Below are 21844 nucleotides of genomic sequence, written 5' to 3'. Positions count from 1 at the left end.
GCGAGCAAGAGCGTGAAGAAGAACGTTACGAGCAACTAACGCTCTTTGGGCAAGCAAATCCGCCTTTAGGCGGTTCATGAACATGCCCCTTTGAGGGGCTAACAGATATAAGCCCCCGGCTTTGCCGGGGGTGATTTAACTAACGTTCTGTATTTTCAGGCTTAGGCTTAGGCATAGGCGTGTCAAAGAGCGCTGTATATCCAGTCCCGCACTTAAGTCACGTTTGTACTAAACCACACATTCCTTGCTGTTATGTCGTAAAGGTGATGTTCAGATAGGGCTGCATTTATTGCACACGCCCCGTTTAATGCCCTATCCAGGCCGATCTATCAGGATTGGTTTAAAAATTGCTCAGTGCTGATAAATAACCATTCAAGCGGGAGCTCACCATGACTAACAATGTATTTTCAGAAATTTTAAACGGCCTTTACGAGAATAAAGTCGTGCCTTATCTAGGGCCTGGCGTATTGTTCGATTCCAAGCATAAAACCACGGGTGAACCGATTCCAGCCGACAGTAACAGTCTGATTCTGGCGATGAATGACGGGCAGCCGATGGCGCCCAAGTTGATGTATGAGTTTCCTAGAGCGGCGATGAACCGCGAGTTAAAACGCGGCCGTAATTACGTTACCAATTTTCTGGATAAAGTCTACGCGGAAGGCCAGTGGGGAAGAGCTTCAGTGCATGACTGGATCGCAGACTGGCGGCCTCATTATGTGGTCGATGTCAATCGGGATACTCAATTGCAGGATAGCTACTCGGATACAGAGCATACCTTGATCGTCGGTGTGGCTCGCATCACGGCAGCTCAATACCGATTCAGGATTTTTCATTATAACGGCAGTGAGTATGCGGAAATCGAACAAACCGCCGTCAATAAAAACCTGCCGGTATTATTCAAACCGATGGGAACGCCGCGGCCAATTTCCAACTACATTGCCTCTGATGCCGATTATGTCGATTACATTACCGAATTGATGGGGGGATTTGCGATTCCTGATTTTTTAAAAGAATACCGCATCGGTAAAAAATATTTATTGATGGGCCTGCCGTTAAATCGCGATTCAGAACGGATGGTGATGAGCGATATCGTTTATTCGGCCGCCGAACCCAAAGGTTGGGTCTTACGCAAAAATCCCACAGACAAAGAAATTCGCTATTGCAAACGCCTGGGGTTTGAAATCATAGCCGCCGATTGCGCTGATTTTCTGGAATATACCCTGGCCGAAAATGCGGCTTGATATATCTTTCGCACTTCAACTTTCGGCAGTGCCTAAGGAGGCAACGGGTTGTTCGGCAAAGGCTTTGCCAGCATGGATGCTGGCATAGAGCCTACATGGATGTATTTACGGCGTCCTTTGACGGGCACCCCGGTGCCGAATTTCGATCTATGATGGGTATATCTTAATCAATATTGGTTGGGTTAGACTCTGTGAGCTAACCCAACCAGCACAATGTTAAATTCTAAAACTGAGACTTAAGCAGCGTAACAAAGCATTCACAACTTAACCCGCCTCACTCATTAAATCTTCCTCCCAACAGCCTATCGGCCTGCCCAAAGTCAGGGTTTCATCCTCAAAACGTACCAAAAACACATGGCTTTCGGGTGTTTCTTCGATATGGCCTTTCATGACTATAACGCCTCTGGCGCCGGCATAGGCCAGCGTTTCGCCTTCAGTGCTTTCCGGCATGGAGCCGTCGTCGGTGATGTCTTTTGCGGCGTAGACGACATCGCCTATATCCAGGTCATTTATGTTCACATGGGTCTCCCGGTTGGATTTTGTAGCAAATACTACATAAAGATTTCGATTGTTGTTAAACAGCCCCGCCCGCCATCTCCAAGCGATAGTACTTAATGCCTACTATCAGTGACTTACGAGTGGCTTAACTGTCTGGCATGGGCGTTGCTTAGGATAACTACAAAATCAATGCCAAACTTTCCTGGAGATTTACGATGATTACATTAACTGAAAACGCCATAAAGGCAGTCGGCCGATTTATTAGTAGTTCCGATAAACCCTCGGCAGGATTGCGTATCGAGGTCAGCGATGGCGGATGTTCGGGGATGCAATACGGGCTTAAACTCGAATCACAAAAAAATGAAGGCGATACCGAAATCGATTGCGGGGAAGTTAAAGTGTTGATCGATCCAGTCAGCTTGCCCATGCTGGACGGCATGTCTATCGACTTTATCGACAGTCTTGATGGCTCCGGTTTTAAATTTACCAATCCCAATGCGGTGAAAAGCTGTGCGTGTGGTTCGTCGTTTACGACCACCGATAACGGCGCACCCACAAAAACCTGTTCTTAAAGATACCGAGGAAATAGCCATGTGGGATTATTCAGAAAAAGTTAAAGATCATTTTTTTAATCCAAAAAATGCCGGTGCGGTTGCCGGGGCGAATGCTATCGGGGAAGTGGGCTCTATCAGTTGCGGCGATGCATTGAGATTGACATTAAAAGTCAATGAAGATACTGAAGTGATTGAGGAAGCGGGATTTCAAACCTTCGGTTGCGGTTCAGCGATTGCTTCTTCATCGGTATTGACTGAAATTATTAAAGGCATGACCCTGGATGATGCGCTTAAAGTCAGCAATCAGGATATCGCCCAGGAACTGGATGGTTTACCGCCTGAAAAAATGCATTGTTCGGTAATGGGCCGCGAAGCATTGCAGGCCGCTGTTGCCAATTATCGCGGAGAAGAATGGAAAGACGACCATGAAGAGGGCGCGTTAATCTGTAAATGTTTTGCGATCGATGCCGTCATGATTGAAGAAATGGTCTGGGCCAATAAACTTCGCACGGTCGAGGATGTTACCAATTTTACCAAGGCGGGCGGCGGTTGTGCAGCGTGTCATGAAGATATAGAAAATATTCTCGAGCGGGTTTTGAAAGAACGCGGTGAAAGTTTCAATCCGGATGCGGCGCCCATCGAGACGCCGGTTGTCGCCGAGAAAAAACCATTGACCAACTTGCAGCGGATCAAAAAAATTGAAGCGGTACTGGATTCATTAAGACCGCAATTGATGGCAGACGGTGGCGATGTGGAGTTGGTGGAGGTGGTCGAAAACACGGCTTACGTCAATATGACCGGAGCCTGCAACGGTTGCCAGATGGCCGCCATGACCATTGCCGGTATACAGCAGCGGTTGATGGAAGTGCTGGGTGAATTTATCAAGGTAGTGCCTGCCTCGCAAATGCCTAAACTGGTGACGATACAGGAGGCCAGTCATGCCTGATATCTATCTGGATAACAATGCCACGACCAAAGTGGACAGTGCGGTGGTTGATGTCATGATTCCGTATTTTACCGAACAATTCGGCAATCCTTCATCGATCCATAAATTTGCCGATGGCGTTGCCAGAGGAATAAAGCATGCCCGCAGTCAGGTCCAACAACTGATCGGTGCTGAACACGATTCTGAAATCATCTTCACCTCTTGCGGAACCGAATCCGACTCTACGGCGATTCTGTCGGCGATCAAAGCCCAGCCGAATAAAAAAGAAATCATCACTACGATGGTTGAACATCCGGCGATTTTGAACCTGTGTGAACATCTGGAGAAAGAAGGTTATACGATTCATCGTTTACCGGTGGACAAATGCGGACGACTTAATCTTGAAGCGTACAAAAAATTACTGTCCGATCAGGTCGCGATTGTGTCGGTAATGTGGGCGAACAACGAAACCGGAACAATTTTTCCGGTGGTCGAAATGGCTGAAATGGCGAATGAGGCCGGTGTGATGTTTCATACCGATGCCGTGCAGGCAGTCGGCAAAATACCGATGATGTTAAAAGATACCAAGATTGACATGCTGTCGATCTCCGGACATAAATTGCATGCACCCAAAGGCATTGGCGTGCTGTATTTACGCAGAGGGACGCGTTACCGTCCAATGCTTCGCGGCGGGCATCAGGAACGCGGACGCCGGGCCGGCACCGAAAACTCGGCGTCTATCGTCGGTTTGGGAAAAGCCTGCGAACTGGCGCTGGAATTTATGGAATATGAAAACATCCAGGTTAAAGCGATGCGCGATCGCCTGGAGCAGGGCATTGTCGAGCAGATTCCGCATTGCTTTATTACCGGTGATTTGGAAAATCGTTTGCCAAATACCACCGATATTGCGTTTGAATATATAGAAGGTGAATCGATATTGATGCTGCTGAATAAAGCCGGTATTGCTGCATCCAGCGGTTCAGCCTGTACCTCTGGGTCTTTGGAGCCGTCGCATGTAATGCGGGCCATGCAGATTCCCTATACAGCTGCCCATGGAACGATCAGATTCTCGTTTTCCCGTTACAACACGATGAGCGAAGTCGACGAAGTATTGAAAGTCATGCCGGGTATTGCGGCCACGTTAAGAAAACTGTCGCCTTATTGGGACGGCAACGGTCCCGTCGCCAATCCCGAGCAGGCCTTTCAACCGGTTTATGCTTGATTAAGCATTCAGCGTAAGTTGGGTTGCATGTTTTTCGCAACCCAACACTTGACGCCATGGCTTGAAATGTTGAGTTGGCTATCGCCAACCGCTTCGATCGGTCAACTTTAGCTTTAACCTTTTCAAAGGCTTTTGGTTTAATCTATTTGTTCTTTTGCCGTCCAACGACGCGTCTTTCAGTCGACGCTTACCCGGTTCAGTCTCTTATTCAAACCCACCTGCTATAACAGGTGGCTGTTTAGTTGTAGAGTTGAGTTGTCCACATGCTGCTAATACATCATCGCCTTTTGCACTTCTTATTAAAGTCGGTATTTTGAAGGTATCTAAAACTTCTTTAAACTTTTCGATTTTATCCACATCCGGACACTTATAATGTGATCCTGGGAATGCGTTAAAAGGAATTAAGTTTATATAAGCACTTTTACCCGCCAGTATCGTTCCCAATTCTTTAGCATCATCGGGCGAATCATTAAAATCTTTTATCAGAATATATTCATACGTAATAAATTGCTTTTTATTTAAAGGTATCTTGTCGATATAGGTCAATACCTCATCTAGTGGATATTTTTTATTAATGGGTATAAGTTCATTTCTCTTTTGTTCAAAGGGCGAATGAAGGGATAGGGCAAGATTAACGCCAGGAATTTCATGACTCCATCGTTTAAGTCCGGGAATATAGCCGGCCGTTGAAATAGTAATTTTTTGAACCCCAATTGAAGTTCCGTGTTGTGATAAAAAAATTTCACACGCTTTTTTAACCGCATCAAAGTTATGTAGAGGTTCACCTTGTCCCATAAAAACAATATTTAAAATCCGTTCTTCTCCAGGCCTGTTGGTTGCTAACCAACGCCAAGCCTCAAGAAACTGGCCAACAATTTCACTGGTAGTCAAATTTCTTTTAAGCCCTTGTTCGCCGGTAAAACAAAAAGAACAATTCATTGCACAGCCAACCTGCGATGAAAGACAAATAGAATATTTATTATGAAACGGAATAAGGACGGTTTCGACTTTATGATTGTCTTTAAGCTTAAAAAGAAATTTTACTGTCCGATCATTTTTTGATTCATGAACCGTATCGATTTCGGGTAGGGAAAAGTCGAAATTAGTTTCAAAAAAGGCCAATGAGCATTTGGCGATTTTATCAGAGCATTGCGCATTTTCTTTTTTCTTATAATGCCAATTAAAAAGAACAGCCGCTGCCGAGCGGTTTAAATTATTCTGATTTATAACCGCCTCTAAATCAGAATAATTTAGGTCATAAAAAGATTGTTTCAAAAAATTTCTCCTGGTAATACCAATGTTTACCAATACTAATGAGCTCAAAAGGCTTCTGCAACAGGTATGTATTCATGCGTCCTTTTAAATCAAGCACCTGCACCCAATAAAATGGGCAGGAGTGAGCAGATGCAAATCCTTCGACTTTAAAATCAAACGCATTTTAAGCCAATACGTCATTTAACTGATGAGTTATTTGACGCATTGTGTAAATTCCCCTGTCCTCAAATAATCCTCATCAGCCGAGCGTTTATGGCTTTGTTTGCATCGTTTCGATGTGGATTCAACAACCGAGCTTATTATTTTGGGGGCTTACCATGAGTGGTTTATACGAGCATAAAGCACACAAACAATTTCGCAGTTTTTGGCCGTCTGTTCTACTGACTGCTGCTGTTGCAGGATATTCGTCCGTATCCCTCGCGGGTGCGACTTTTAAAATCGATGATACCAAATGGCTAAGTCTGGGTGCCGGTTTAAGGACCAGTTTTACCTCGGTTGAGTCGGTTGCGGATGGGAAGTGGTCGAACGATTTCTTCGTTGACAATATGCGTTTGTATGTCAACGCACAGATACATGAGTACATCAAACTCGAAATCAACTCGGAATGTCAGACCTGTAACTCAGGGGGCGAGCTTCGCTTATTGGACGCAATAGGTAAATTCGAGGTACATCCGATGGCGAATTTGTGGGTCGGACGGATGTTAGTTCCTGCCGAACGACGCGAAATGAATGGTCCTTTTTATAGTGCCGTACACAGCATCTATGTCACCGGCGACCGTATCAGCGGCACTCCGTTCGAGCCGGCCGATTTCAATGTAAAGATACAGAATGACGGGACCTCGGCCGGATCCTTTGGACGGGATGATGGTGCTACATTTTGGGGTTCGGCCTGGGACGGTCGCATCCAGTATGCTTTAGGTATTTTTCAAGGATTAAGGGGCGGTGCGAACAAGGATGACAATTTACTGTATGCACAACGCTTGGCTTTCAATTTCTGGGAAGTTGAAAAAAACCCTGGTTACTACACCTCGGGCACCTATTACGGTAAAGGCGGTGACATTCTGACATTGGCGGTTTCCAATCAATATCAAGAAGACGGTGCGGGTATTGAGGGCGATGCCGGTAATTTTAGGGGTACGTCCATCGATTTATTGCTTGAAAAAGTATTAGGCAATGGCGGTGTCATTACGCTGAACGGCGAATACAAGAACTACGGAATCAAAGGATTCAGTATGGCTAGTCGTAAAGCCGGTGGTGGTTTCGCAATGTTCGAAGGTAATGCCTACGATATGAGCGGCATGTATCTCTTTCCGCAAAAGATCGGCATCGGTCAATTCCAACCCTTCGTTCGTTATGTCAATGTCGATCCGATCAACAGCCCAGATCGAGATATGTACGAGGCAGGGGTGAACTATGTTATCGATGGACATAACGCTCGTATCGGTTTGAGCTGGCAATATGGCGACCTAACGACGAAAGGACTTAATTACACAGATACAGCAACCGGCGATCAAGTCAATACCTTTCTTTTAGGTTTCCAATACCAAATCTAGGCGAGTTGCTGACTCAGCTGCATTTCTTATTTTTCTCTATTCCTAATCGGAGCTTTCTATGAAGATAATTGATATATCTTTACGCACATTGACGCAAATGGGCATTGTGGTCACTTTACTGACAGGTGCCGGGGCCGCGGTTGCTGAAGAAACCATCAAGGTCGGTGTGTTACATTCCTTATCCGGCACAATGGCCATCAGCGAGACCACGCTGAAAGACACCATGCTGATGTTGATTGATGAACAAAACAAAAAAGGCGGTTTGCTGGGAAAAAAATTGGAGCCGGTCGTCGTCGATCCTGCTTCTAACTGGCCTTTGTTTGCTGAAAAAGCCAGGGAGTTATTGACTAAGGATAAGGTCGCCGCCATTTTCGGCTGCTGGACATCGGTTTCTCGTAAATCGGTATTGCCGGTTATCGAAGAGTTAAACGGTGTGTTGTTCTATCCGGTTCAGTACGAAGGTGAAGAGTCATCGAAAAACGTGTTTTATACCGGTGCTGCGCCTAACCAGCAAGCGATTCCAGCTGTTGATTATTTGATGAATGATCTCAAAGCCGAGCGTTGGGTGCTCGCCGGAACCGATTATGTTTATCCACGCACCACGAACAAAATTCTGGAAGCCTACCTGAAAGCCAAAGGCGTTGATGAAAAAGACATCATGATCAACTACACGCCGTTTGGTCATTCGGATTGGCAAAGCATCGTTGCCGATATCAAGAAATTCGGTTCGGCCGGTAAAAAGACGGCTGTCGTTTCAACCATCAATGGCGACGCCAACATTCCTTTTTACAAAGAATTGGGAAACCAGGGCATTTCTGCTGAAGATATTCCGGTGGTTGCATTTTCGGTAGGTGAAGAAGAATTATCAGGGATTGATACCAAGCCGTTGGTTGGGCATCTGGCTGCATGGAACTACTTTATGAGTGTTGATACCACCAAAAACGCGGCCTTTATCCAACAATGGAAGGACTATATCAAGAATCCTAAACGGGTGACTAATGACCCAATGGAAGCGCATTACATCGGTTTCAACATGTGGGTTAAGGCAGTAGAGAAAGCCGGTACCACTGATCCTGAAGCCGTTCAAAAAGCCATTATCGGTATTGAATATCCAAATCTTACCGGCGGTATGTCCAAAATGCTGCCGAATCACCACATCAGCAAACCGGTATTGATCGGCGAAATTCAGGAAGACGGGCAATTCCTGACTGTATGGCAAACCAACAAACTTGTTGACGGTGACGCTTGGTCGGATTTCCTGCCGGAAAGCAAACCGATTATTGCCGACTGGACTGCGCCTATCAGTTGCGGAAATTTCAATACTGAAACCAAGAAATGCTCAGGACAGAATTATTGATCGATTCTTGAAAGGTTAATCTTAACCAGTCATGTCTACAAAATGTTGGGTTATGGCTAAAGCCAAAACCCAACTTTCACTTTGACCGCCAGGGATGGCGGAAATGCCGCACTATTGATGAACCATCTCTCACGCCTGCCGGTAAGCAATTTTGGAGAAATTATGAAAGCGAATTCACTGAAACGATTTAACAGGTGCTTTGCTGTGGCGCTGCTTGTTTGGCTATGGGCAGGTCAGGCTTATAGCCAGGAAATGAACCCTCAGGTTACCTTGCTGGACAGTTTAAATCGCTTGAAACAAGGGGCTATGCCAGATAGAGAACAGGCCTTGGAGCAGCTGGGTGAGGTGAATCATCCTAGAACCTTGACTGTTTTGCAGGCTCTGCTCAACGGTAAGTTGTATCAGGTTGCCAGTAACGAACAACTGGTCATTGCCGCTGAAAACAGTGAGGGCTATCAGCTTATTGATGCGATCACTGGGGAAGATCTGGGCAATAAACCCCGTTCCGATGTGAACAAGATAAATCTGACCAACACGATTCGAGTCAAACTCCGTAAATTGATTGGACAGCTTGAATTGAAGTCTGAAGATGCTACCGTCAGGTTGGCTGCGGTCAATGGTTTGATCAAGGCAACCGACGACAATACCTTGGCTTTGCTCAGGCAGCTGGAAACAACAGAACGCGATGAAGCGGTTCTTGAAGCGATGCAAATGATTTTTGCGTTGAAGGATTTAAAGAGCGAAGACAAAGCCATTCGTTTGACGGCTTTAGTCACGCTTAAGGATTTTAACAATCAGGAAGTCGTCAATCGCCTGAATGTCCTAATGGAAAAAGACAGTGCCGGTCAATACCTGGAAACGGATGCGGATGTCAGAAAACAAGCCAAACTGATCTTGTCTGAAATCAATGCCCGGATTCAGTTTTACAGCATCCTGGAAACGCTGTTTTTTGGTTTGAGTCTCGGCGCGGTGCTTGTGCTGGCTGCCATCGGATTGGCGATTACTTTTGGGGTTATGGGCGTCATCAATATGGCTCACGGCGAATTGATGATGCTGGGTGCTTATACCACCTACGTCATTCAGCAAATGATGCCCGATCATTTGGGTTTATCGATTGTAATGGCCATTCCCGCCGCTTTTTTGATATCAGGTTTGGTAGGCATTGCAATTGAGCGCGGGATTATCCGGTTTTTATACGGCCGTCCTTTAGAAACGCTGCTTGCCACGTTTGGCGTCAGCTTATTCTTACAGCAAACGGTGCGCTCGATATTTTCGCCTTTGAATCGCAGTGTTACGACGCCCGAATGGATGAGCGGTTCATTACAAATTAACGATTTTCTGTCACTGACCTGGAACCGCTTTTATATTTTGGTGTTTTGTTTGATGGTTTTCGTTCTGTTGCTGCAGATTCTGAAACGCACCCGATTGGGTCTGGAAGTGCGTGCGGTTGCGCAGAATCGAGGTATGGCCAAGGTGATGGGAATTCCTACCGATAAGGTCGATGCAATGACGTTTGGTTTGGGTTCCGGAATTGCCGGTGTTGCCGGTGTTGCGTTGAGTCAGATTACCAATGTCGGGCCCAATTTGGGACAGGCCTATATCGTCGACTCTTTTATGGTCGTGGTGTTCGGTGGGGTCGGTAATCTATGGGGCACGCTGGTTGCCGGTTTCTCACTGGGAATTGCCAACAAAATTCTTGAGCCTTACGCAGGAGCCGTATTGGCCAAAATTCTGGTGCTGGTCTTTATCATTCTGTTCATACAAAAACGTCCCAGCGGTTTATTTCCGCAGAAAGGACGCGCAGTGGAGGCCAAATGAAATCGCTGTTATTCAGTCATGACAAAACCGGTGCGGTGGTCCTTGCTCTGATTGCCGGGGTGACTTTAATCGTACCCTTATTCAATTTGATTTTTCCGGTCGATTCACCGCTGCATTTTTCAGCCTATACCGTCTCATTGCTGGGCAAATACCTGACTTTTGCACTGGTGGGCTTATCGCTGGATCTGGTCTGGGGTTATTGCGGTATTTTAGTTTTGGGGCAAGGTGCATTTTTCGCGTTGGGCGGTTATGCCATGGGTATGTATTTGATGCGTCAAATCGGTACCCGGGGTGTTTATGCTGACCCGCTGTTGCCTGATTTTATGGTGTTTTTGAATTGGAAGGAATTACCCTGGTACTGGTTCGGTTTTGATCACTTCTGGTTTGCCATGCTGATGGTCATGCTGGTGCCGGGTTTGCTGGCTTTTGTTTTCGGTTGGCTGGCTTTTCGCTCACGGGTAACCGGGGTTTATCTTTCCATTATTACCCAAGCGTTGACTTACGCACTGATGCTGGCTTTTTTCCGCAATGAAATGGGCTTTGGCGGCAACAATGGACTGACCGATTTCAAAGACATTCTGGGTTTTAATATTCAATCGGAAGCGGTTAGGCTCACCTTGCTGTTTCTGTCCGGATCGATTCTGATCGCAGCGTTTCTGTTCAGTCGCTGGCTGGTCAATACCAAGTTGGGTCGGGTCGTGACAGCGATTCGTGATCAGGAGTCCAGGGTTCGCTTTTTGGGCTATCGAGTTGAAATGTTCAAACTGTGGCTATTCGTGTTTTCTGCCATGCTGGCCGGAATTGCCGGCGCTTTGTATGTGCCTCAGGTCGGGATCATCAACCCCAGTGAGTTTTCACCGTTAAATTCGTTGGAAATTGTTGTCTGGGTTGCTATGGGTGGCCGTGGTTCATTATACGGCGCCATTATCGGTGCAGTACTGGTGAATTTCAGCAAAACCGTGTTGACCGGCTTGATGCCGGAAATCTGGCTGTTCAGTTTGGGGGCGGCATTTATTCTGGTAACCGTATTGTTGCCCGATGGCATTGCCGGGTTATTGCGGAAACGGCGGGAGGCTGAGGCATGATTGATATTACTCTTGAGCCCGCTAATGACGAGTCAGTCAAAGTCGGGCGTCCTTTCTATGAAGGCGAAATCGATACTACGCACGGTCCCATTCTGTATCTGGAAGATGTCAGTGTCAGTTTCGACGGCTTCAGAGCGCTGAATAAACTGTCATTGTATATTGATGATGGCGAGTTGCGCTGTCTGATCGGACCGAACGGAGCAGGGAAGACCACCTTGATGGATGTGATTACCGGCAAGACCCGCCCGGACACCGGTGCCGTCTTTTTTGGGCAAACGATCGATTTGTTGAAAATGGATGAAGCATCTATTGCTGAAGCGGGCATCTGCCGTAAATTTCAAAAACCCAGTGTCTTTGAACAGCTGAGTGTGTTCGAAAATCTCGAATTGGCGCTGAAAGCCAATAAAAAAGTGTGGTCAACGCTGCTTTATCGCCTCAATTCGGAAGAGCTGGATAAAATTGACCATGTACTTAAAACGATAGGCTTGTCGGAACTTAACCGGCAACGGGCCGGGGCGCTTTCGCATGGACAGAAACAATGGCTGGAAATCGGCATGTTGTTGATGCAGGAACCTAAAGTCATGCTGGTCGATGAACCGGTGGCCGGTATGACGCATCAGGAAATCGACAGGACGGCTGAGCTGTTATCGTCACTGAAAGGGGAGCGCTCGATTGTGGTCGTGGAGCATGATATGGAATTTGTCCGATCAATTGCCAATAAAGTGACGGTATTGCATGAAGGCTCCGTGTTGACGGAAGGCACGATGGATGAAGTGCAGAATGATCCGCGCGTGATTCAGGTTTATTTGGGGGAATGATGCTGACTATTACTTCGTTAGATCAATACTATGGCGAAAGCCATACATTATGGGATTTAAATCTGGATGTACCGCAAGGCGCCTGCGTCTGTTTGATGGGGCGTAATGGTGTCGGTAAAACCACACTGCTTAAATGCATCATGGGATTGACGCCGGTCAAAGCCGGTCAGATTCTATTTGAAGGCCAGCCGCTGGTGTCGGCAAAAGCCGAACACCGGGCCGCAATGGGAATCGGTTTTGTGCCTCAGGGCCGGGAGATTTTTCCGCTGTTGACGGTTGAAGAAAATTTGAAGACCGGACTCCGTGCCGCGCGTAAAATGGGGATCAAGTCGATACCAGACCATATCTTCGAGATATTTCCGGTATTGAAACAAATGTTGAACCGGCGCGGTGGCGATTTATCAGGCGGTCAACAGCAGCAATTGGCGATTGGACGGGCTTTGGTGCTTAATCCTCGCTTGCTGATTCTGGATGAACCGACCGAGGGTATACAACCGAATATTGTCAGTGAAATAGGCGATGTGATTATGCGTTTAAACAAGGCTAAAGGAATTGCCTCGCCTTTGACTGTGGCAGATGTCAAGCCCAAGGATGAAGTGCATCAGGCCATCGCAAAAATCAACAAGGAATTGGGGGTGACTGTATTGCTGGTCGAACAAAAACTGCCGTTTGCCCGAAAAGTAGCCGATCGTTTTTGCATCATGGAACGAGGCCGTTCAGTGGCAACCGGGGCAATGGGGGAGCTCAATGAAACCATGGTCAAGCGGTATTTGACGGTTTGAGGGATTTGTTTAGGATTCCGTCATAAATAACTTCCCGGAATTAGGCTTGTGTCGAACTGTGCGATTATCCCTCCTCTTTGAAAAAGAGAGGCTGGGGGAGCGTTTTTAATCAATCCCCCTCGATATCCCCCTTTTTCAAAGGGGGAAGTTATTGGTAGCGATATCCTTAGTTAAGTTTGTGTGATTATTCAGCGTAGGTTAGATGGCATTATCCATGAGCACGTCATGCCCGTCTGGAAACGGGCATCCAGTGCCATGGAGGGTGAGCTTCGAGCTATCCATGGGGTCTGGATTTCGGTAATCCCTGCCGAAATGACGCAGTCGACTTGGGGCAAATAGTTAGCGCTGAAACATTTTTATAATCAGGAAAGCTGAAGCCGGGCATTGCTGCTAATCAGCTAAAACTTTATCACTTTCAAGCGATGATCAAATTGCGTCTTGATGTAAACTAACCCCTGCCGGATGTTTTGATCAGCCGAACTTTCAGCTACGGCATCCACTGTTTAACCTGTTTTTGATCCACGAGGTGAATCTATGAAATTGAAATTGACTAAAGCTACAGCGCTCGCTGTGCTGATTCTTTTACCTTTATCCGTATCTGCGCATACCGGCCTCGGTGTGGTTCATGATTTTGAGCAGGGATTCGGGCATCCTTTTTCCGGTGCAGATCACCTTTTGGTGATGTTTGCGATTGGCTTGTGGGCAGCTTCCCAACAAGGCCGTTCAGTGTGGGTGTTGCCGCTGGTATTCCTGTCGGTAATGGCATCAGGTGCATTTCTTGCTTTTTCAGGTATGCCTTTGATCAATCCTGAAATCTGGATTGCGCTGTCGGTATTGGCTTGTGGTTTGATCGTTTGGCGCAATTGGCAGATAAAACTGGTTTGGGCGGCTGCTTTAACCGGACTTTTCGCTTTGAGTCACGGCTATGTTCATGCCGCCGAGATAAGTGCTGAAGCCGACAAGATGGGTTATGCGGCGGGTTTTTTAATCGCAACGGCGGTTTTACACGGCTTGGGATTACTGACTGGTCTGATAAGCCCCGGTTTGTTGAAATTTGCCAGAGTAGGTTTGGGTCTGATGTACACAGCGGTCGGCATTACGTTATTGGTGGCGGGTGTTTGATTCTGGCTGCGCATCAGGCGGACCTGTAACTTCATCAAACAAGCACTTATCCGGATCTGGCTGGCAGGCCGAGTTAGAACTTGTTTTTGAACGGACGAATGACAGGACGGTGTTGACCGGCCGCAAATACAAAGGACCGTTAACGGTTCAGCGGCCTTTTTATCCGGAAGGCGATGCTTGCCATGTTTACGTACTGCATCCTCCGGGTGGTGTCGTTGCTGGAGACAGGCTGACTATTGATGTTGATGTTCGGGCCGATAGCCATGCCCTCATTACGACACCGGCTGCAGGTAAGTTTTACCGCAGTGAGGGTGATTTTGCCCGGCAGGCATTTAATTTGTCAGTGGCCAAAGGCGCCTGCCTGGAATGGTTGCCGCAGGAAACCATTATCTATGAAGGCGCGCGGCTGTCTTCCGGGATTGCTATCAATCTGGAACCTGGAGCGAAAGTGATTGCCTGGGAAATCAATGTATTGGGCCGGCCCGCTGCCAGAGAGGCCTTTACCAGCGGTGAAGCCGATTTGCAGTGGCGTATTTTTCGTGATCACCAGCCTTTTTTTCTGGAACGATCACGTCTGGATGCAAAGGCATTTGCTGCCCGATGGGGTCTCAATGGCCAGTCTGCGTGCGGCATTATGGTTGCCGGTCCTGTCTCAGCGCAAGCATTGGCAGATGTCCAAGAATTAATCGGTGATGCTCCGGACAGGGGCGTTACCCGTATTGATGATATGCTGATTTGCAGAGCCCTGGATGCCCGCGCGGATTTGTTACGATTGTTTTTTAACCGGGTTTGGGCTTTGATTCGTCCGGACGTTACCGGAAAATCGGTGTGCTCTCCACGCATTTGGGCGACCTGAGTCAGGATTTAAAATTTATCCGGTTCAAGAGGTTCGGTCGGCAAGCATCAGTCGTCATCTACCCTAAATAATCACCATTAAACCATGCCATAGCGACAGGTATCACTATGCAATTAACACCACGCGAAAAAGACAAGCTGCTCATTTTTACTGCAGCCTTATTAGCCGAACGCCGAAAGGCGCGGGGCTTGAAACTCAATTACCCGGAAACGGTCGCTTTTATTTCCGCCGCCATTATGGAAGGTGCGCGAGATGGCCGGACTGTCGCGGAACTGATGGAATTCGGCAGAACGCTGCTGAACCGTGATGATGTCATGGAAGGGGTTTGCGAGATGCTGCCCGATGTTCAGGTTGAAGCCACATTTCCGGACGGAACCAAATTGGTTACCGTCCATAATCCCATTGAATAAATAGGTTACGCCATGATTCCCGGTGAAATCATCACAGCTGACGGCGATATCGAACTGAACGCCGGACGTAAAACCATCCGATTAATCATCTCCAATACTGGAGACCGGCCAATACAGGTCGGTTCGCATTATCATTTTTCTGAAACCAATCCGGCATTGACTTTTGATAGAGCCAAAGCACTGGGGTTTCGACTGGATATTCCGGCCGGTACTGCCGTCCGTTTTGAGCCGGGTCAAGAGCGGGAAGTTCAGCTCGTCGCCTTTGGCGGTTTGCGCAGAATCTACGGATTTCGTCAGGAAGTCATGGGCGCATTGGAGGACAGTCATGAGTAAAATAAGCCGTCAGGCCTATGCCGATATGTTCGGGCCGACTACCGGCGATAAGGTTCGTCTGGCCGATACCGGGCTGTTTTTGGAAGTTGAAGACGACCGCACGATTTATGGGGATGAAGTTAAATTCGGCGGCGGCAAAGTCATTCGTGACGGTATGGGGCAAAGCCAGGTTGATTCATCAATAGCGATGGATTTGGTGATTACCAATGCCTTGATTGTTGATTATTGGGGCATCATAAAAGCGGATGTCGGGGTCAAAAACGGCCGTATCGCGGGGATAGGCAAAGCGGGCAATCCCGATGTGCAGGATGGTGTCGATATCATAATCGGACCCGGTACCGAGATTATCGCTGGAGAGGGTCAGATACTAACGGCGGGCGGTATCGATGCGCATATCCATTTTATATGTCCGCAACAGGTCGAAGAAGCGCTGATGTCCGGTGTGACCACCATGCTGGGCGGTGGTACGGGACCCGCGACCGGCACCAACGCGACAACCTGTACACCGGGGCCCTGGAACATTCACCGCATGCTGCAGTCGCTGGACGGTTTGCCGATGAATTTCGGCTTGCTCGGCAAAGGCAATGCCAGCTTGCCCGGCGCGCTGGAAGAACAGATCCGAGCCGGCGTGATGGGTTTGAAGCTGCATGAGGATTGGGGGACCACCCCTGCGGCTATCGATTGCTGCTTATCAGTGGCGGAACGCTTCGATGTTCAGGTGGCCATTCATACCGACACCTTAAACGAATCCGGTTTTGTCGAGGATACGTTCGCCGCGTTCAAAGGCCGGACTATCCATACTTATCATACCGAAGGGGCCGGCGGCGGTCATGCGCCGGATATCATCAGAGCTTGTGGTCAGGGCAATGTATTGCCTTCATCGACCAATCCGACCCGGCCTTATACCATTAATACCGTGGATGAGCATTTGGATATGCTGATGGTCTGTCACCATCTTGATCCGGGCATTCCTGAAGATGTCGCTTTCGCCGAGTCGCGCATTCGCCGCGAAACGATAGCGGCCGAAGATATACTGCATGATTTGGGCGCGTTTTCGATGATTTCATCCGATTCTCAAGCCATGGGTCGAGTCGGCGAGGTGGTTATTCGTACCTGGCAGACTGCGCATAAAATGAAAGCCCAGCGCGGCAGTCTGGCCGAAGATAACGGGAAAAATGATAATTTTCGCATCAAACGTTATATCGCCAAATATACGATCAATCCGGCGATCAGCCATGGCATTGCGCATGAAGTCGGCTCCATAGAAGTGGGCAAATTGGCTGATCTGGTGCTTTGGCAACCGGCATTTTTCGGTGTCAAACCCAGTTTGATTTTAAAAGGTGGTTTCATTGCGGCGGCGCCCATGGGCGACCCCAATGCCTCAATCCCGACACCGCAACCGGTTCATTACCGCCCCATGTTCGGATCTTTGGGGGATGCTGCGGCAGCCACATCGATGATCTTCTTGCCGGAAGCGGCCGTTGATGCGGATGTGGCCACTGCTTTAAGGCTGAAAAAAATCATCGGCATCGTATCGGGTACCCGGACTATCGGTAAAAAAGATTTAATTCACAATCATTATCAACCGGTGATGGAAGTCGATCCTCAAACCTATTCCGTCCGGGCTGACGGAATGCTGTTGACCTGCGAACCTGTTGATATATTGCCAATGGCGCAACGGTATTTTTTGTTTTGATTGCGGAATAACGGGAGTAAACCCGTTGCTGGGATTGGTAGAGATTAAATGAGTAGGATGGTGCCGACGCCAGGAGGCCCATCGTTTGGGTAGATGGGGAGTGGAGCGAAGGTTTGTCGTTTGCGTAACGGTCATGGTTTTTTAAAGCACTGCTCGCTTTGATAGTTGGCGTCGCCCCGGCACGGATTACCGGGGTCCAGAGTCCATGGATGACGTTGACCTTTCATAGTCTTGTGACCCGGATTTCGGCAATTACTGCTGTAATGACGGCTATGATGTGCTGTCAATGTTTAACGCAGACATAGCTATTTTTATGGTGTCGCTATCGCGACGTCTGTTTTAATGTCGGTTCTCGGACCGACAACCGAGGTACTTTCTTTTGCGTCGCCAAAAGAAAGTACCCAAAGAAAAGGCGACCCGGATTCCGCCTTAATCCTGCGCTTCTTGCTTTTGTCGAGGGTTTTCGGAAGGGGCATCCAAGCCCCTCCGAAAACGAGCGGCATCCCTGCCGCTCCCCTACGGGCTATTCTCGCCAAAAGCTCCGATGCTCGGGGCGGCATCACGGGAGTAAACCCGTCGCAGGCTGAAAACCTGTTAGTGATTTTGCAAGTTAGATTTGTGAATGTGTTGTAGGATGCTGCCGACGCAAGGAGGCGCATCGTTCGCGATCGATGCGCTTCACTACGTTCAGCACATCCTACGGGTTTAATAATTTTTGATTTGATCGAATACAAAATATGTTTGTTTGTAATCATTGTGTAAACGATAAAGATATAAAAGAATTTATTTTAGAAAAAGGTGAAGAATCTGAATGTAGTTATTGCACGAAAACTTGCACTCCTGTGCGGACACGAATAGTAGCTTTTGAAGGTTTTATTGAGTTCTTTCTTGAACATATTAGCAATGAATATGGAGACCCTCTTGATGATCTCGTAGACAAAGATGATGGCAAGAGTTTCGGAATTGAAGAACTATTGGCCGATTACGGTATTGATTTAACTGATAATAATGATTTATTTGATGCTGTCTGTGAATCGTTAAGTGATAGGTCATGGTGTGAAAAACTGTATTACATGCCTGAATTATCTGAGGCTTTATGTTTTGACTGGAATCAGTTTGTTGATGTTGTTAAACATAAATCACGCTATGTATTCTACCGACGTAACGATGATTATTATGCTGATGCAGTTTCACCACATAAATTTTTAGAAGAGTTGAGCAACGTTATCAAAAGTACTGAACTCTACACTACGATTAAAAAAGGAACCTTTTTCTATAGAGTGAGAATCCATGACAAATCAAAAAAGCTAACAAAGGCTACAGAGTTAGGCACTCCAGAAATAAAGTATGCCAAATATTCAAATAGAATGAGTCCAGCAGGTATTCCAATGTTTTATGGTGCTTTTGATATTGGTACAGCAATTAAAGAAACTTTTGACTCAAACAATGATATTGGAAAAACAGCGACTGTTGCCAAATTTAAATTATTAAACGATATAACACTCATCGATTTTTCAAAGCCTTTAATAACACCTAGCTTATTTCAAGATCATGGATACAGCCACCAAGAGGTGACCTTTATTAACGGTTTTATATCAGATATTACAAAGCCTATTAGTAAAGATGGATATGAACATATTGAGTATGTTCCTACCCAAATTGTTACCGAGCATTTTCGATATGCTCACAAAGACGAGAATTATGGAAAAATACTCGGGTTAATTTAACCAAGCTCAAAAAATATCGGAAAAAATTCAGTCGTAATTTTTTGTTTTTTGTGAAAATGACTGTTTTTGTGAAAAAGAGAAACCTAGCGCCACTAGTTTGTTTGAACTTGAAAAACCAACAAGAAGGATCAATCCAACAAAGTATTAATAATCAATAAATAAGCCAAGTAGAGTACTTATTGCGTACCTTTTTAGAATAGCAGGAAGAGTTACTAATTATTTATGATTTACTGCTGAATTTAGGACAGTTTACCTCCCGTCATTCCGCCCCGAGCATCGGAGCTTTTGGCGAGGATAGCCCGTTAGGGGAGCGGCAGGGATGCCGCTCGTTTTCGGAGGGGCTGGGAAGCCCCTTCCGAAAACCCTCGGCAAAAGCGACAAATTTGCCGGGAGCAAATTTGAACAGCCGATAGGCTGGCCCGTAGGGCGAAAACCATGGATGGTTTTCGTAAAAGCGCAGGAGAAAGGCGGAATCCGGGTCGCCTTTTCTTTGGATACTTTCTTTTGGCGACGCAAAAGAAAGTACCTCGGCTGTCGGTCCGAGAACCGACATTAAAACAACCGTCGCGATAGCGACACCATAAAAACGATGGCGATTATTTAGTCTGAGTCCGTTGGGTTACGGCTATCGCCTAACCCAACCTACATAACTACAAAATTGAAGATGCTAAAACTCACCGAAACCACGACAACAAACGAACAACCCGACGATACCCTGACCCTTCCTTACAACGAGCGCCAAAAATCAAGACAGCCTGCGGTCACTCAAGGCGGACGACACGTTGGCGTATTTTTGCCTCGCGGGCAAACCTTGCGCCATGGTGCGATATTGACCAACGGGCAAGGCTTTAAAGTGCGAGTCGATGCGGAACCCGAAGAACTGTCGGTTGTTAAATGCGAAGACCCATTGTTGTTGGCAAGAGCCTGCTATCACCTTGGTAATCGCCATATTGCCTTGCAAATCCTGCCAAACGAATTACGTTTTTTGGCCGATCATGTACTCGATCAAATGCTGGTCGGTTTGGGTTTGACCGTTGAACATGTAACCCTCCCTTTTGAACCTGAATCCGGGGCTTATCATGGTCACGGGCACTGATCTTTCGCTGCTCAGGCTGCTGCAGCTGGTTAGCCCCGGCTTGCCTATCGGCATGTACAGCTATTCGCAAGGTATGGAAAGTGCGGTTGACGACGGCTGGATAGTCACTGCCGATGATGCAGCTGCCTGGTTAGACGGTCTGCTTGGCGAGGCTTTGGCCCGTGTCGATGCGCCTGTTTTGGCGCGTTTATACGATGCCTGGCATTACGATGACTTACATGCCGTTGACCACTGGAGTCAGACGCTGATCGCTTGCCGGGAAACTGCGGAATTGCGCAGTGAAGATCGTCAAACCGGTCAAGCTTTGGCCCGTTTGCTGGATAAGCTGGAAATAGCCGAAGCACAAGCCTGGCTGCGGCGGCCCGATGCGACGCTGGCGACATTATTCAGCTTGGCGGCAGTGCGTTGGCAAATCACCAAAACCGATGCGATTGCCGGCTATCTGTGGGGTTGGCTGGAAAATCAAGTGCTTTGCGCGGTGAAATTGGTGCCGCTAGGCCAAGTGGCGGGTCAAAAATTACTGATGCAATTATCCGCTCAACTTCCTGTGTTGGTGCAGCAGGTAGTCAGCATCAGCGATGAAGAAATTGGCGGTAGTGTATTTGGATTGGCGTTGGCCAGCAGTCGCCATGAAATGCAATATTCGCGATTATTTCGTTCTTGAAATTATTAAACAGCACGGTCTCGATTTGGTTAAGCTGAATCGGGGGCGTTCGCCCGTTAAATCCAACGTTTTATTGAGAGACATAAAATGAATGACAAACAAGTATTAAGAGTAGGCATAGGCGGTCCGGTTGGTTCCGGTAAAACGGCGTTAGTTGACGCGCTGTGTAAAAAAATGCGCGATAACTTTGAGATCGGTGTCGTGACCAACGATATTTACACGCGTGAAGATCAGCAATTTTTAATTCGCAGCCAGGCCTTGCCGGAAGAACGGATCATGGGTGTGGAAACCGGCGGTTGTCCCCATACCGCAATCCGCGAAGATGCCTCCATGAATCTGGCTGCTGTTGAAGAATTGTGCGAACGCATGGGCAACCTTGATTTCGTGATGGTCGAGAGCGGTGGCGATAATCTGAGTGCGACATTCAGTCCAGAGTTGGCCGATCTGACCCTTTATGTCATTGATGTGTCGGCAGGCGACAAAATTCCACGTAAAGGCGGGCCGGGTATTACCCGCTCGGATTTATTGGTGATCAACAAAATCGATCTCGCGCCTTATGTTGGTGCGTCGCTGGAAGTGATGGACCGGGATGCGAAAAAAATGCGCGGCGAACGACCCTTTGTATTTACCAATCTGAAAACCGGTCATGGCCTGGCAGATGTGGAAGCCTTTATTATCAAAGCGGGAATGTTGAGCTGATTTGAGAAGGTAACTTCTTTAAAGCGCAGGGATCTTCGTCTGATAAGGTGATAAATTAAGATTTAATCAGGGGAACTGAAGCCGTTGCCGTCCGGCAATTTGGTGCTCAGGAT

Annotated in this window: 21 protein-coding genes; 19 read left to right on the top strand and 2 right to left on the bottom strand. The window is 47.4% G+C overall.

What is annotated here, in order from left to right; all coding sequences use genetic code 11:
• Positions 1–389: 389 nt before the first annotated feature.
• A complete protein-coding gene (locus tag Q7V32_RS20695) occupies positions 390–1241 on the top strand; it encodes an SIR2 family protein (protein WP_304898856.1) in 852 nt (283 codons plus the stop codon).
• A 264-nt stretch (positions 1242–1505) separates the two neighbouring features.
• On the opposite strand, the gene Q7V32_RS20690 is transcribed toward Q7V32_RS20695, so the two are convergent.
• Complete coding sequence (locus Q7V32_RS20690) at positions 1506–1760, bottom strand: nitrogen fixation protein NifZ (protein ID WP_304898855.1); 255 nt, start codon at positions 1758–1760, stop codon at positions 1506–1508.
• A 194-nt stretch (positions 1761–1954) separates the two neighbouring features.
• Between Q7V32_RS20690 and Q7V32_RS20685 the strand changes: the two genes are divergently transcribed.
• Genes Q7V32_RS20685 through nifS form a run of 3 tightly spaced genes read left to right on the top strand, consistent with a single transcriptional unit; the run spans position 1955 to position 4440 of the window.
• A complete protein-coding gene (locus Q7V32_RS20685; RefSeq protein WP_304898854.1) occupies positions 1955–2311 on the top strand; it encodes an iron-sulfur cluster assembly accessory protein in 357 nt (118 codons plus the stop codon).
• A 19-nt stretch (positions 2312–2330) separates the two neighbouring features.
• On the top strand, positions 2331–3239 hold the full coding sequence (gene nifU / locus Q7V32_RS20680) for a Fe-S cluster assembly protein NifU (RefSeq protein ID WP_304898853.1): 909 nt from the start codon (positions 2331–2333) through the stop codon (positions 3237–3239).
• A complete protein-coding gene (nifS, locus tag Q7V32_RS20675; protein ID WP_304898852.1) occupies positions 3232–4440 on the top strand; it encodes a cysteine desulfurase NifS in 1209 nt (402 codons plus the stop codon). The genes nifU and nifS overlap by 8 nt, the downstream gene beginning before the upstream one ends.
• Before the next feature lie 204 nt (positions 4441–4644).
• Here the strand turns inward: nifS and rlmN are convergent, their stop codons facing one another.
• On the bottom strand, positions 4645–5715 hold the full coding sequence (gene rlmN, locus Q7V32_RS20670) for a 23S rRNA (adenine(2503)-C(2))-methyltransferase RlmN (RefSeq protein ID WP_304898851.1): 1071 nt from the start codon (positions 5713–5715) through the stop codon (positions 4645–4647).
• A 317-nt stretch (positions 5716–6032) separates the two neighbouring features.
• Between rlmN and Q7V32_RS20665 the strand changes: the two genes are divergently transcribed.
• The 15 genes from Q7V32_RS20665 (at position 6033) to ureG (ending at position 21731) form a co-directional block, all read left to right on the top strand.
• Positions 6033–7268, top strand: coding sequence for a hypothetical protein (locus tag Q7V32_RS20665; protein WP_304898850.1), 1236 nt, complete (start codon positions 6033–6035; stop codon positions 7266–7268).
• Positions 7269–7365: 97 nt separating this feature from the next.
• The gene (gene urtA, locus Q7V32_RS20660) at positions 7366–8625 is read left to right on the top strand and encodes an urea ABC transporter substrate-binding protein (RefSeq protein ID WP_304898857.1); all 1260 of its coding nucleotides are present in this window, start codon (positions 7366–7368) and stop codon (positions 8623–8625) included.
• A 162-nt stretch (positions 8626–8787) separates the two neighbouring features.
• A complete protein-coding gene (gene urtB, locus Q7V32_RS20655) occupies positions 8788–10443 on the top strand; it encodes an urea ABC transporter permease subunit UrtB (RefSeq protein WP_304898849.1) in 1656 nt (551 codons plus the stop codon).
• Positions 10440–11528 (top strand): urea ABC transporter permease subunit UrtC, encoded by a 1089-nt coding sequence (urtC, locus tag Q7V32_RS20650; protein WP_304898848.1) that lies wholly within the window; start codon positions 10440–10442, stop codon positions 11526–11528. Before urtB ends, urtC begins: the two co-directional genes overlap by 4 nt.
• Positions 11525–12346 carry an urea ABC transporter ATP-binding protein UrtD gene (gene urtD, locus Q7V32_RS20645; RefSeq protein ID WP_304898847.1) on the top strand — a complete coding sequence of 274 codons (822 nt, stop codon included), beginning with the start codon at positions 11525–11527 and terminating at the stop codon, positions 12344–12346. The genes urtC and urtD overlap by 4 nt, the downstream gene beginning before the upstream one ends.
• The gene (locus Q7V32_RS20640; RefSeq protein WP_304898846.1) at positions 12346–13128 is read left to right on the top strand and encodes an ABC transporter ATP-binding protein; all 783 of its coding nucleotides are present in this window, start codon (positions 12346–12348) and stop codon (positions 13126–13128) included. Before urtD ends, Q7V32_RS20640 begins: the two co-directional genes overlap by 1 nt.
• Before the next feature lie 534 nt (positions 13129–13662).
• Entirely contained in the window at positions 13663–14250 is a 588-nt protein-coding gene (locus tag Q7V32_RS20635) for a HupE/UreJ family protein (protein WP_304898845.1), read from the top strand.
• Positions 14243–15106 (top strand): urease accessory protein UreD, encoded by an 864-nt coding sequence (locus Q7V32_RS20630; protein ID WP_304898844.1) that lies wholly within the window; start codon positions 14243–14245, stop codon positions 15104–15106. Before Q7V32_RS20635 ends, Q7V32_RS20630 begins: the two co-directional genes overlap by 8 nt.
• Positions 15107–15213: 107 nt before the next feature.
• Positions 15214–15516: an urease subunit gamma gene (gene ureA, locus Q7V32_RS20625; RefSeq protein WP_159652768.1), complete on the top strand. Its 303-nt coding sequence runs from the start codon at positions 15214–15216 to the stop codon at positions 15514–15516.
• A 12-nt stretch (positions 15517–15528) separates the two neighbouring features.
• Positions 15529–15849 carry an urease subunit beta gene (locus Q7V32_RS20620; RefSeq protein ID WP_304898843.1) on the top strand — a complete coding sequence of 107 codons (321 nt, stop codon included), beginning with the start codon at positions 15529–15531 and terminating at the stop codon, positions 15847–15849.
• The gene (gene ureC / locus Q7V32_RS20615; RefSeq protein WP_304898842.1) at positions 15842–17545 is read left to right on the top strand and encodes an urease subunit alpha; all 1704 of its coding nucleotides are present in this window, start codon (positions 15842–15844) and stop codon (positions 17543–17545) included. Before Q7V32_RS20620 ends, ureC begins: the two co-directional genes overlap by 8 nt.
• A gap of 737 nt (positions 17546–18282) precedes the next feature.
• Complete coding sequence (locus Q7V32_RS20610; protein ID WP_304898841.1) at positions 18283–19272, top strand: HEPN-associated N-terminal domain-containing protein; 990 nt, start codon at positions 18283–18285, stop codon at positions 19270–19272.
• A 664-nt stretch (positions 19273–19936) separates the two neighbouring features.
• Complete coding sequence (gene ureE / locus Q7V32_RS20605; RefSeq protein WP_304898840.1) at positions 19937–20368, top strand: urease accessory protein UreE; 432 nt, start codon at positions 19937–19939, stop codon at positions 20366–20368.
• Positions 20352–21032 carry an urease accessory protein UreF gene (locus Q7V32_RS20600; RefSeq protein WP_304898839.1) on the top strand — a complete coding sequence of 227 codons (681 nt, stop codon included), beginning with the start codon at positions 20352–20354 and terminating at the stop codon, positions 21030–21032. Before ureE ends, Q7V32_RS20600 begins: the two co-directional genes overlap by 17 nt.
• A gap of 87 nt (positions 21033–21119) precedes the next feature.
• Positions 21120–21731, top strand: coding sequence for an urease accessory protein UreG (gene ureG / locus Q7V32_RS20595; RefSeq protein WP_304898838.1), 612 nt, complete (start codon positions 21120–21122; stop codon positions 21729–21731).
• The last annotated feature ends 113 nt before the right edge of the window (positions 21732–21844 follow it).

Origin of the sequence: Methylicorpusculum sp. (genome assembly GCF_030651835.1) — a bacterium.
In the GTDB taxonomy this organism is placed as follows: Bacteria; Pseudomonadota; Gammaproteobacteria; order Methylococcales; family Methylomonadaceae; genus Methylicorpusculum.
This window is presented reverse-complemented; position numbering and strand designations above follow the sequence as displayed.

Bases quoted from the DNA above. Each gene is read 5' to 3' on its own strand.
- Q7V32_RS20695 (WP_304898856.1), top strand. From the start codon at position 390: ATGACTAACAATGTATTTTCAGAAATTTTAAACGGCCTTTACGAGAAT.
- Q7V32_RS20685 (WP_304898854.1), top strand. From the start codon at position 1,955: ATGATTACATTAACTGAAAACGCCATAAAGGCAGTCGGCCGATTTATT.
- nifU (WP_304898853.1), top strand. From the start codon at position 2,331: ATGTGGGATTATTCAGAAAAAGTTAAAGATCATTTTTTTAATCCAAAA.
- nifS (WP_304898852.1), top strand. From the start codon at position 3,232: ATGCCTGATATCTATCTGGATAACAATGCCACGACCAAAGTGGACAGT.
- Q7V32_RS20665 (WP_304898850.1), top strand. From the start codon at position 6,033: ATGAGTGGTTTATACGAGCATAAAGCACACAAACAATTTCGCAGTTTT.
- urtA (WP_304898857.1), top strand. From the start codon at position 7,366: ATGGGCATTGTGGTCACTTTACTGACAGGTGCCGGGGCCGCGGTTGCT.
- urtB (WP_304898849.1), top strand. From the start codon at position 8,788: ATGAAAGCGAATTCACTGAAACGATTTAACAGGTGCTTTGCTGTGGCG.
- urtC (WP_304898848.1), top strand. From the start codon at position 10,440: ATGAAATCGCTGTTATTCAGTCATGACAAAACCGGTGCGGTGGTCCTT.
- urtD (WP_304898847.1), top strand. From the start codon at position 11,525: ATGATTGATATTACTCTTGAGCCCGCTAATGACGAGTCAGTCAAAGTC.
- Q7V32_RS20640 (WP_304898846.1), top strand. From the start codon at position 12,346: ATGCTGACTATTACTTCGTTAGATCAATACTATGGCGAAAGCCATACA.
- Q7V32_RS20635 (WP_304898845.1), top strand. From the start codon at position 13,663: ATGAAATTGAAATTGACTAAAGCTACAGCGCTCGCTGTGCTGATTCTT.
- ureA (WP_159652768.1), top strand. From the start codon at position 15,214: ATGCAATTAACACCACGCGAAAAAGACAAGCTGCTCATTTTTACTGCA.
- Q7V32_RS20620 (WP_304898843.1), top strand. From the start codon at position 15,529: ATGATTCCCGGTGAAATCATCACAGCTGACGGCGATATCGAACTGAAC.
- ureC (WP_304898842.1), top strand. From the start codon at position 15,842: ATGAGTAAAATAAGCCGTCAGGCCTATGCCGATATGTTCGGGCCGACT.
- Q7V32_RS20610 (WP_304898841.1), top strand. From the start codon at position 18,283: ATGTTTGTTTGTAATCATTGTGTAAACGATAAAGATATAAAAGAATTT.
- ureE (WP_304898840.1), top strand. From the start codon at position 19,937: ATGCTAAAACTCACCGAAACCACGACAACAAACGAACAACCCGACGAT.
- Q7V32_RS20600 (WP_304898839.1), top strand. From the start codon at position 20,352: ATGGTCACGGGCACTGATCTTTCGCTGCTCAGGCTGCTGCAGCTGGTT.
- ureG (WP_304898838.1), top strand. From the start codon at position 21,120: ATGAATGACAAACAAGTATTAAGAGTAGGCATAGGCGGTCCGGTTGGT.